The following is an 11134-nucleotide window of genomic DNA, read 5'->3' as shown; positions in this document are numbered from 1 at the left end:
CGGCTGTTTTGGCGTCCCCTAGGGGATTCGAACCCCTGTACTCACCGTGAAAGGGTGATGTCCTAGGCCTCTAGACGAAGGGGACAGAAACTTGTCTTTCAACACGTTCCGTCTGGCACCAACCGATACTGCCTGGCTGAAGCCTGAATCTTGGTGGAGCTAAGCGGGATCGAACCGCTGACCTCTTGCATGCCATGCAAGCGCTCTCCCAGCTGAGCTATAGCCCCATGGTACTTCCATTTACTGCAACTTGCTGCATTTTCGCTTGAATTAGCTACCGTTTCGAGCGAAGCCAAGATTATATATCAATCATTAATCTTTGCAAGTTCCCGTTTCAGCTTTTTTCGCCTGCTCTGCACTTCAATAATCCGTTCAGAGATAACGAAGATCCTTGCGGATCCGCCGGCCCGCTTGGTCGCTTTGTAGCTGCCGCGCTGCAGGGAGAACGAGATTATGCGCAAGTCCTGGCCGAAGCGCAAGCCCCGGCGCGGACTTTTTTTGCGTCTTTTCAGGCAGCGCTCAGGCCGCGGCGGCCAGGCGGCGCAGCACCGTGTCGCGGCCGAACAGTTCCAGTACCGCGTCGATGCTCGGCGTCTGCAGCTGCCCCGCCACCAGCAGCCGCACCGGCATGGCCAGCTTGGGCATCTTGAGCCCGAACTCGGCCAGCACGGCCTTGAAGGTGGCGCTGATCTCTGCGCGGGTCCACGCCGGCAGCGCGGCGAGCCGGGTCGACAGTGCGGCCAGCGCCGGCTGGATCTCCGGAGTCAGGTGTTCCGCCTTGAGCGCGGCATCGGCCTGCGGCTCCCCGCGATAGAACAGCAACGCGGCCTGCGCGACTTCCTTCAGCGTGTTGGCGCGGTCCTTCACCAGCGCGATCACGCTGACCAGGTCAGCCCCTTCCACCTTGCCGCCCAGCGCCTCGATAAAGGGCTGCGTCAGCGTGGCCAGGCGCTGGTTGTCACCAACCTTGATGTAGTGGTTGTTGAGCCAGGCCAGCTTCTCGGGGTTGTACTGGGCGGGCGACTTGCCGAGGTGCTCCAGGTCGAACCATTCGACGAACTGCTCGCGCGAGAAGATCTCGGCATCGCCGTGCGCCCAGCCCAGCCGCGCCAGGTAGTTCAGCACCGCCTCCGGCAGGTAGCCTTCGTCACGGTACCCGGTCACGCTCATCGCACCATGGCGCTTGCTCATTTTTTCGCCCTGCTCGTTGAGCACGGTTGGCAGGTGCGCGTAGACCGGCGGGGTGCCGCCTAGCGCGCGGATGATGTTGATCTGGCGCGGCGTGTTGTTGACGTGGTCGTCGCCGCGGATCACGTGGGTGATCCGCATGTCGAGATCGTCCACCACCACGCAGAAGTTGTAGGTGGGCGTGCCGTCGGGACGCGCGATCACCAGGTCGTCGAGCTCGTCGTTGGAAATCTCGATGCGGCCCTTGACCGCGTCGTCCCACACCACGCTGCCGCCGATGGGGTTCCTGAAACGGATCACCGGGTCCACGCCGGCCGGCGGCTCGGGCAGCACCTTGCCCGGCTCCGGCCGCCAGAAGCCGTTGTAGCGCGGCTTCTCGCCGCGCTCGCGCTGGGCTTCGCGCAGCGCGTCCAGTTCGGCCGTGCTCATGTAGCAGCGGTAGGCCAGCCCGGCCTCGACCATCTGCGCCACCACCTCGCGATAGCGGTCCATGCGCTGCATCTGGTAGAACGGCCCTTCGTCGATATCCAGTTCCAGCCAGGCCATGCTTTCCAGGATCACGTCCACCGCTTCCTGCGACGAACGCTCGACGTCGGTGTCCTCGATGCGCAGGATGAAGTCGCCTTGCATGCGGCGGGCAAAGGCCCAGGGATAGAGCGCGGAGCGGATGTTGCCGAGGTGGATGAAGCCGGTCGGGCTCGGCGCAAAGCGGGTGCGGACGCGTTGAGTCATGGTCAGGGGAAAACAAGAAAGCCCGCGCGCCGCGGCGCGCAGGCTGGTGTATGTGCGGGCCCTGCATTATACCAACGCGTACTGCCGGGCCTCGCCCCCCGCCCGACCCGTTGCGCGCACCGGCCCCGCGCGGAATCATTTATGCTTGCGCCGGTCTGAGCTGTGGCCGGCAGCCAGGCCGAGCGATGCGAACGTGGATGGAGAAGCACCCGCATTGCATCGCCGCCGCCGGTCCCACCTTGTTACCGATCCCCCGCTGCATGCAACGACGTCATTTTCTCGGCATCTCCGCCGCCGCCCTGCTGGCGGGCTGCGCCTTCGGCCCGCGCCCCGCGCCACCGGTCGCGACCACACCGCCGTCCCCACCCACCCCGCGGCCCATCAAGATCGGCCTGGCGCTGGGCGGCGGCGCCGCGCGCGGCTTCGCCCATATCGGCGTGATCAAGGCGCTCGAGGCCCAGGGCATTCGCGCCGACCTGGTCACCGGCACCAGCGCCGGCGCGGTGGTGGCGGCGCTGTACGCGAGCGGGCTCAATGGCTTCGAGCTGAACAAGCTGGCCCTGACCATGGACGAAGCCGCGATTGCCGACTGGGCGCTGCCGTTCGGCACCCGCTTCGGCGGCTGGCTCAAGGGCGAGGCGCTGCAGAACTACGTCAACCGGCTGGTGCAGAACCGCCCCATCGAAGCCATGAAGCTGCCGCTGGGCATCGTCGCCACCGACCTGAAGAGCGGCGACAAGATCCTGTTCCGCCGCGGCAACACGGGCCAGGCCGTGCGCGCTTCCAGCAGCGTGCCGGGCGTGTTCCAGCCGGTATCGATCCAGGGGCACGACTATGTCGACGGCGGCCTGGTCGAGCCGGTGCCGGTGGATTCCGCGCGCGCCATGGGCGCGGACTTCGTCATCGCGGTCAATATCTCGGCCGACCCGTCGGCGCAGCAGCACGCCGGCCAGAGCGGCGTGCTGCTGCAGACCACCGCGATCATGGGTCAGTCGATCAACAAGATGGCGCTGGCGCGCGCCGACGTGGTGATCCGGCCCGAGCTGCCCGACATGGGCGGCAGCGACTTCAACGCGCGCAACCGAGCCGTGCTCGCGGGCGAACAGGCGACCGCGGCGGTCATGGCAACGCTGCGGCAGCGGCTGGAACAGGCCCGGCTGGCGCCGGCCGGCAAGGTCGCGGCACAGTAGCCGCGCCGCCGCTGCTTCGGAAATTAAAAAGGACTGCCGCAGCAGTCCTCTTTTGTTTGACGCGTCGCCAGCCGTCAGCCGCCGTACATCGACGCGCGCGCCGCCTTGGGATCGTAGCGCTTGAGCGTCTCGACCATGTCGCCCAGGCCCTCGGCACTGCGCTCCTTGCCTTCGTCGATGCGGCGGGCGCCGTTGTAGCGGGTCACCCAATAGGCCGCACGCATGTCGTCGACGCGGATCTTGCTGCCGGTGGACGGCGCATGCACGAACTTGTTGTCACCGATATAGATGCCGACATGCGAGAAGGTTTGGCGCATGGTGTTGAAGAACACCAGGTCGCCCGGACGCAGGTCGCTGGTCGCCACGGTGGTGCCGACGCGGCTGATTTCGACGGAGCGGCGCGGCAGCATGAAGCCGAAGGTGTCGTGGAACACGTAGCGGACAAAGCCGCTGCAGTCGAGGCCGGATTCGGGCGTGTTGCCGCCGAAGCGGTAACGCACGCCGATCAGGCCCAGCGCGTTCATGACCAGGTCGCCGGCCTTGCTGGCGACGTTGCTGGTGGAATTCACCACCGACGACAGCAAGCCGCGCTTGCCTTCCGGATGCGCATCCACGGCCTGGGCCGCGGACTCGATACGGGTGTCGGCATCCTTGAATACCGTATCCGCCAGCACTCCATTCGACACAGTCGCACCGCAGGCAAGGGCAAATCCGACGGCGGCGCGCGCCAGGGAATGAAGCACCGATCGCTGCATTGGTTCTCCTGTTGATCGTTCCAAAGCAAGCCCCGGCACAAGGTCCGGGGCAGCTGGGTATTAGGTGGATGTCGCGCGAACGTTTCAGTGACGTCGGGCGATCATCATGTGAACTAGGGGGCAAAGCTTACGCAACCTCCGCGCCAGCAGGTCATGTCGGCTGACGCACCGCAAGCGTGCACGGCACGCGCAAATGCGCCGGACGCACCACCCCCAAAACTAGTTCTGGCGGGATGGTAAAGGGTTGTCATTCACATGTCAAAGTTCGTTACAAATTCGCCGGATTTGGCTTCCGAATCAACGATATAGACCGTTTTTCGCATCTTCTTTATCGGAATAATCCTATGGTTCGGTGCTAGCCGGCGCGGGTCGGCAACGTCGCCGCACCGCAACAGAAAGTCCTGCCGCATCACGCGGCACCGACCTGCGCCGCCGCCATCAGCTTGCGTGTATAGGGATGCTGCGGTGCGCCGAGCACCACTTCGGTATCGCCGGCCTCGACCACCTCGCCCGCCTTCATCACGATGACCCGGTGCGCCATGGCGCGGATCACCGCCAGATCATGGCTGATAAACAGGTAGCTGAGGTTGTACTTGTGCTGCAGCTGGGACAGCAGCGCCAGCACCTGCTGCTGGATCGACACGTCCAGCGCCGAGGTAGGCTCGTCCAGCACCAGTATCTGGGGCTTGAGGATCAGCACGCGGGCGATCGCGATGCGCTGACGCTGCCCGCCCGAAAACTCGTGCGGATAGCGGCCCAGTGCGGTACGGTCGAGGCCGACCTCGCGCAGCGCCTCGATCACGCGCTGGCGCGTGGCCTCGCGCGACAGGCCGGGCTGGTGCAGCGCCAGGCCCTCGCCGACGATCTGCTCGATGGTCATGCGCGGTGCCAGCGAGCCGAACGGGTCCTGGAACACCACCTGCATGCGCGCGCGCAGCTTGCGGCGGTCGTCGCGGGTGGCGGTGTCGAAGCTGCGGCCCAGGAAATGGATGGTGCCGGCGCTCTTGCGCTGCAGCGCCAGCACGGTATGCGCCAGCGTGGTCTTGCCCGAACCGGACTCGCCGACGATGCCCAGGGTCTCGCCCTCGCGCAGCTGGAAGTCGACATCCTTGACCGCCACGAACTGGTCCTTGCCGAACCAGCCAGCCAGGCCGCGGCGCTTGCGCGCATAGCTGACGCCCAGCTTGTTCGCCTCCAGCAGCACCGGCGCCAGCGGCACCAGCGGCAGCACTTCGCGCCGCGGGCGGCTGTCGATCAGCTTGCGGGTATAGGGGTGCTGGGGCGAGGCGAACACGCTGGCGGTCTCGCCGGTCTCCACCAGCACGCCCTTCTCCATCACGCCGACCCGCTGCGCGAAGGCGCGCACCAGGTTGAGGTCATGGGTGATCAGCATCACCGCCATGCCGAATTCGGCCTGCAGGTCGCGCAGCAGGTCGAGGATCTGCGCGCGGATGGTAACGTCCAGCGCCGTGGTCGGCTCATCGGCCAGCAGCAGCTTGGGCCGGCACGCCAGCGCCATCGCGATCATGGCGCGCTGGCGCTGGCCGCCCGAGAGCTGGTGCGGGAAGCTGTCGAAGCGATGCGCGGCATCGCTGATGCCGGTGCGCTCGAGCAGCGCGATGGCGCGCTCGCGCGCGGCGCGGCGGTCCAGACCTTCGTGCAGCGCCAGGGTCTCGACGATCTGGTTGCCGATGGTGTACAGCGGGTTCAGGGCGGTCATCGGCTCCTGGAAGATCATCGCAATCTCGGCGCCGCGGATCGCGCGCATCTCGCGGTCTGAGACCTCCAGCAGGTTCTTGCCCTCGAAACGGATCGCGCCATCGTAGTAAGCGTCTTCCACCAGCCGCAGCATCGCCAGCGCCGTCACGGTCTTGCCCGAACCCGACTCGCCCACCAGCGCATAGCGCTCGCCGGCGCGCAGGTCGAAGCTGACGTCGCGCACGGCACGGGTGGCATGCTCGCCGTGGCCGAAGGTGACCGACAGCTTGTCCACGCACATCAGCATCGATCCCGGCGCGGGCATCGGCGCCGGCTCCACGTCCGGCAAGGTCATCGGCGACACCGCGGTCATGGCGTAGCCTCCGGTGCCGCGCCGGTGGGCGCGCCGGCGGGAACCTTGGGCTCGACGCGGCCGCGCAGCGCGGCCAGGCCCAGCCGGGTATCGAAGGCGTCGCGCAGCGCGTCACCCATGAAGGTCAGCAGCAGCAGCGTCACCACCAGCACCGCGAAGGTCGACAGCGAGATCCACCACGCGTCGAGGTTGGCCTTGCCCTGCGCCAGCAGCTCGCCCAGGCTGGGCGTGGTGGGCGGCACGCCCAGGCCGAGGAAGTCGAGGCTGGTCAGCGCCAGGATGGCCGCGCTCATGCGGAATGGCAGGAAGGTGATCACCGGGGTCAGGCTGTTGGGCAGGATATGGCGCCACATGATCTGCACGTTGGACAGGCCCAGCGCGCGCGCGGCCTTGACGTAGTCGAGCGAGCGGTTGCGGTAGAACTCGGCGCGCACGTAGTCGGACAGCCCCATCCAGCCGAACAATGACAGCAGGATGATCAGCAGCGCCAGGCTGGGCTCGAAGATCGAGGCGAAGATGATCAGCAGGTAGAGCTCGGGCATCGAGCTCCAGATCTCGATGGCGCGTTGCGAGAACAGGTCGAAGCGCCCGCCGAAGAAGCCCATCAGCGCCCCGGTCAGCGTGCCGACCAGCACCCCGATCACGGTCAGCGCCAGCGCGAACAGCACCGACACGCGGAAGCCATACAGCAGCCGCGCCAGCACGTCGCGGCCGCGGTCGTCGGTTCCCAGCCAGTTCTCGGCCGAGGGCGGCGCCGGGTTCGGTTCCTTGGCGAAGTAGTTGAGCGAGTCGTACGAATAACGGTTCAGCGGGAACACCGCGAAATTGCCGTTGGTGGTGATGCGGTCGCGGATATACGGGTCCAGGTAGTCGGCGGGCGTGGGGAAATCGCCGTCGAAGGCGGTTTCGGGATAGACCTTGACGATGGGGAAATACCATTCGCCCTTGTAGTGCACCACCAGCGGCCGGTTGCTCGACAGCAGCTCGGCGCCAAGGCTGAGCACGAAGATGACGACGAAGATCACCAGGCTCCAGTAGCCGCGCCGGTTGCGGCGGAAGCGCTGCCAGGCGCGCTGGCGCGGCGAAGGCGAATGCGGCAGGCCGTTGGGCGCCGCGTGCGAGAACGGTTTCATCGGTGCAAGCCCTCGAAATGGATGCGCGGGTCCACCAGCACGTAGCAGACGTCGGAGATCAGGCGCGTGACCAGCCCGATCAGCGTGAACAGGTAGAGCGTGCCCAGCACCACCGGGTAGTCGCGCCGCAGCACCGCTTCATATGACAGCAGCCCCAGCCCGTCGAGCGAGAACAGCGTCTCGATCAGCAGCGAGCCGGTGAAGAAGGCGCCGATGAACGCCGCCGGGAAACCGGTCACCAGCGGGATCAAGGCATTGCGGAACACGTGCTTCCACAGCACGCGGCGTTCGCCGAGGCCCTTGGCGCGCGCGGTCAGCACATACTGCTTGCGGATTTCCTCGAGGAAGGCGTTCTTGGTTAGCATGGTCACCACCGCGAAGCTGCCCACCACCGACGCCGTGATCGGCAGCACCAGGTGCCACAGGTAGTCCATCACTTTGCCCATCAGCGACAGCTGCTCCCAGTTGTCGGAAGTCAGCCCGCGCAGCGGGAACCACTGCACGAAGGTGCCGCCGCCGAACACCACCAGCAGCAGCACGCCCAGCACGAAGCCGGGAATGGCATAGCCGACCAGCACGATCACGCTGGTCACGACGTCGAAGCGGCTGCCCGCCCGGATCGCCTTGGAGATGCCGAGCGGCACCGATATCAGGTAAGTCAGGAAGAAGGTCCACAAGCCGAGGCTGACCGATACCGGCAGCTTGGACTTGACCAGCTCCCACACGCTGCGGTGCTGGAAATAACTCTGGCCCAGGTCGAACTGGGCAAAGCGCTTGAGCATCAGGAAGTAGCGCTCCAGCGGCGGCTTGTCGAAGCCGTAGAGGGCCTGGATCTCCTTGATCTTGTCGGGGTCGACGCCACGCCGCCCGCGGTATTCGGCGCCACCGCCGCTGGCTTCGCCGGCGCCGCCGCGCCCTTTCAGCTCCATCATCATCTGTTCGACCGGGCCGCCCGGCACGAACTGGATCACGACAAAGGTCAGCGTGATGACCCCGACCAGCGTCGGAATCATCAGCAGGATGCGTTTGAGCAGATAGGCAAGCATGGGGGCCGTCTCTTTCCTTGTCCGCGCTGAAGCCGCCAGCGCCTGAGCGCCTCAGCGGGCTTGCGCCTGCACGTCGGTGCGCCACCAGTGGCTGAGGATCCAGCCTTCCGCCGTGTAGAAATACGGCAGCCGCTCCGGGTACGCCAGGGTCTTGCGGTAGGCGACCCGGTGCGACGCGCTGTACCAGTTCGGCACGATGTAGTAGCCATGCATCAGCACACGGTCGAGCGCGCGGCCGGCAGTGACCAGTTCCTGCCGGGTATCGGCGCGCAGCACGTTGTCGACCAGCTTGTCGACCACCGGCGACTTCAGCCCGAACAGGTTGTCGGAGCCCGGCGTGCCGGCGGCCTCGCTGGAAAAGCGGTCGCGCAGTTCATTGCCCGGGCTTTGCGAATCGGGGAAGCGGATCGACACCATGTCGAAGTCGAAGTCTTCCAGCCGCTTCTGGTACAGCGCGAAATCCGTGGTGCGCTGATGCACCTGGATGCCGAGCTTCTCGAGGTTGCGCACGTAGGTGGTGATCACCCGGCTCATGGCGCCGCCGTCGTCGAGAAACTCGAACACCAGCGGCTCGCCCTTGGCGTTGCGCAGCGCGCCGTCGGTATAGGTCCAGCCGGCCTGGGCCAGCAGGCGCCGCGCCAGGCGCAGGTTGTCGCGCAGCGAGCGCGGCGGCGCGGTGCTGGGCTGGACCACGTCAGGGCCGAACACCTCCGGCGGCAGCTGCGCGCGCAGCGGTTCGAGCAGTTGCAGTTCGCCGGGACCGGGACGCCCGTCGAAGGTAGAGCTGGCCGACAGTTCGCTGTTGGAGAACCAGCTGTCCAGGCGCTTGTAGGCGCCGTAGAACAGCTGCCGGTTGAGCCATTCGAAATCGAGCGCCAGGATCAGCGCCTGGCGGACGCGCACGTCCTGGAACACCGGCTTGCGCAGGTTCATGACATAGCCCTGCATGCCGGCGCCGTTGCGGTGCGGGAATTCGGTCTTGAGCAGTTCGCCGTTGCGAAAGCGCGTGCCCTGGTAGCTCTTGGCCCAGTTCTTGGCCTTGTATTCGACGATGGCGTCGAACTCGCCGGCCTTGAAGGCCTCGAGGCGCGCGGTCTCGTCCTTGTACAGGCGGTAGACCACGCGCGCGAAATTGAAGGTGCCGCGCCGCACCGCGAGGTCCTTGCCCCAGTACTTCGGGTCGCGCTGGAAGATGATGCCGCGGCCGGCGTCGAAACGCTCGATCAGGTAGGGGCCGCTGGTCACCGGCGGCTCGAAGGTCAGCTTCTCGAACGGAACCTTGGCGGTCCACTTGCGCGAGAACACCGGCAGCGAGCCGACGATCAGCGGCAGCTCGCGGTTGCGCTGCTTGAAATCGAAGCGCACGGTACGCTCGCCGGTCACGACCACCGCCTTCACGTCGGTGCACATGCTGCGATAGCCGGGGCTCGAGGCCTTGCTCATCAGCATGTCGTAGGAGTACTTGACGTCCGAGGCCAGCACCGGATCGCCATTGGAAAAGCGCGCCTGCGGACGGATCGTGAAGGTGACCGACAACTCGTCGGGCGCCACCGTGACGTCCTCGGCCAGCAAGCCGTAGGCGCTGGCGCTTTCGTCGGCGCTGCTGATCAGCAGCGACTCGAACATCAGCGCGTTCAGGCCCGGGGCCGAGGTGCCCTTCAGCGTGAACGGATTGAACTTGTCGAAGCTGGTGCGCCGGTCAGGATTGGCGAGCGTCAGCGTGCCGCCGACCGGCGCGTTGGGATTGGCGTATTCGAAGTGCGAGAAATTCGGCTGGTACTTGAGGTCCCCATGCAACGCAAAGCCATGCGCCGCCCATGCCGGATCAGAAAAGAGCGAGACCCCCGCCGCCAGCGTCAGCGCCAGCTTCATTGCCGCCCAACCACGCAGTACTGCATCCCGCCGGAAGCACTGCCATGCCGCCTGAAGCGGCCAACGTGCTTGAATAGGCATCCTGTTGGATTCCTCCACTGTCACCTGTAGGGCCCGGCGTTCTGCGGCCGGGCCAAGTATGAGACAATTTTACATGCGTCCGGGGTGGCCCCAGCCATCCGGACATTCCCTCTGCGCGGCGCAATAAAAGGGCCGCAAGACAGCCCGGCACCCGCACGGCCGCACGGCGGACGCACGAAGCGTGCCTGATACACCACCTTGGAGAATTTATGGGATTTCTGGCAGGTAAGCGGATCCTGATCACCGGCTTGCTTTCGAACCGCTCGATCGCCTACGGCATTGCCTCGGCGTGCAAGCGCGAAGGCGCCGAACTGGCCTTCACCTACGTCGGCGAACGGTTCAAGGACCGGATCAGCGACTTTGCCAAGGAATTCGGCAGCGACCTGGTTTTCGAATGCGACGTCGGCAGCGACGAGCAGATTGCCGCCACCTTCGCCGCGCTCGGCCAGCGCTGGGAAAAGTTCGACGGCCTGGTGCATTCGATCGGCTTCGCGCCGCGTGAAGCGATCGCCGGCGATTTCCTCGACGGCCTGTCGCGCGAAGGCTTCCGCATCGCCCACGACATCTCCGCGTACAGCTTCCCGGCACTGGCCAAGGCCGCCCTGCCGCTGCTGTCGGACAAGGCCTCGCTGCTGACGCTGACTTACCTGGGCGCCGAGCGCGTGGTCCCCAACTACAACACCATGGGCCTGGCCAAGGCCTCGCTCGAAGCCAGCGTGCGCTACCTGGCCTCGTCGGTCGGCCCGCGCGGCATCCGTGCCAACGGCATCTCGGCCGGCCCGATCAAGACCCTGGCCGCTTCCGGCATCAAGGGTTTCGGCAAGCTGCTCGGCCACTTCGAGCAAGCCGCGCCGCTGCGCCGCAATGTCACCATCGAGGAGGTCGGCAACGTCGCCGCGTTCCTGCTGTCGGACCTCGCCAGCGGCGTGACGGGTGAGATCACCTATGTCGACGGCGGCTTCAACGTGGTTGGCGCGAGCGTGGCCGACGCGGAGTAAATCCGGCGCTGACAACTTGCGATAAAAATGGGGGTGCCGGCATGGCACCCCCTTTTTGCTTCCGGATT

The 11134-nt window shown here is 66.0% G+C and carries 8 protein-coding genes and 2 tRNA genes; 2 read left to right on the top strand and 8 right to left on the bottom strand.

Features of this window, described 5'->3' with window-relative positions:
• Nucleotides 1-9: 9 nt before the first annotated feature.
• The 3 genes from C7416_RS06555 to gltX form a co-directional block, all read right to left on the bottom strand.
• Nucleotides 10-85, bottom strand: a tRNA-Glu gene (locus tag C7416_RS06555).
• Nucleotides 86-151: 66 nt separating this feature from the next.
• Nucleotides 152-227: transfer RNA gene (locus C7416_RS06550), tRNA-Ala, on the bottom strand.
• 292 nt (nucleotides 228-519) lie between these two features.
• Nucleotides 520-1920, bottom strand: a complete 1401-nt coding sequence (gene gltX, locus C7416_RS06545) for a glutamate--tRNA ligase (protein WP_111517689.1) — start codon at nucleotides 1918-1920, stop codon at nucleotides 520-522.
• Nucleotides 1921-2180: 260 nt separating this feature from the next.
• Between gltX and C7416_RS06540 the strand changes: the two genes are divergently transcribed.
• A complete protein-coding gene (locus tag C7416_RS06540) occupies nucleotides 2181-3110 on the top strand; it encodes a patatin-like phospholipase family protein (protein ID WP_111518090.1) in 930 nt (309 codons plus the stop codon).
• 74 nt (nucleotides 3111-3184) lie between these two features.
• Here C7416_RS06540 and C7416_RS06535 read toward each other — a convergent pair whose 3' ends face one another.
• The 5 genes from C7416_RS06535 to C7416_RS06515 all read right to left on the bottom strand — a co-directional run bounded on the left by C7416_RS06535 (nucleotide 3185) and on the right by C7416_RS06515 (nucleotide 10068).
• The gene (locus tag C7416_RS06535; protein ID WP_111517688.1) at nucleotides 3185-3865 is read right to left on the bottom strand and encodes a C40 family peptidase; all 681 of its coding nucleotides are present in this window, start codon (nucleotides 3863-3865) and stop codon (nucleotides 3185-3187) included.
• Nucleotides 3866-4274: 409 nt separating this feature from the next.
• Nucleotides 4275-5936, bottom strand: coding sequence for an ABC transporter ATP-binding protein (locus tag C7416_RS06530; protein WP_111517687.1), 1662 nt, complete (start codon nucleotides 5934-5936; stop codon nucleotides 4275-4277).
• Nucleotides 5933-7069, bottom strand: coding sequence for an ABC transporter permease (locus C7416_RS06525; RefSeq protein WP_111517686.1), 1137 nt, complete (start codon nucleotides 7067-7069; stop codon nucleotides 5933-5935). Before C7416_RS06525 ends, C7416_RS06530 begins: the two co-directional genes overlap by 4 nt.
• Complete coding sequence (locus C7416_RS06520; RefSeq protein WP_018007804.1) at nucleotides 7066-8115, bottom strand: microcin C ABC transporter permease YejB; 1050 nt, start codon at nucleotides 8113-8115, stop codon at nucleotides 7066-7068. The genes C7416_RS06525 and C7416_RS06520 overlap by 4 nt, the downstream gene beginning before the upstream one ends.
• A 51-nt stretch (nucleotides 8116-8166) precedes the next feature.
• Nucleotides 8167-10068, bottom strand: coding sequence for an extracellular solute-binding protein (locus C7416_RS06515; protein WP_111517685.1), 1902 nt, complete (start codon nucleotides 10066-10068; stop codon nucleotides 8167-8169).
• Between the two features lie 209 nt (nucleotides 10069-10277).
• Between C7416_RS06515 and fabI the strand changes: the two genes are divergently transcribed.
• Complete coding sequence (gene fabI, locus C7416_RS06510; RefSeq protein WP_062800677.1) at nucleotides 10278-11066, top strand: enoyl-ACP reductase FabI; 789 nt, start codon at nucleotides 10278-10280, stop codon at nucleotides 11064-11066.
• Nucleotides 11067-11134 lie beyond the last annotated feature (68 nt).

The sequence above is a fragment of the Cupriavidus phytorum genome, assembly GCF_003254285.1.
Taxonomy (GTDB): domain Bacteria; phylum Pseudomonadota; class Gammaproteobacteria; order Burkholderiales; family Burkholderiaceae; genus Cupriavidus; species Cupriavidus phytorum.
This window is presented reverse-complemented; position numbering and strand designations above follow the sequence as displayed.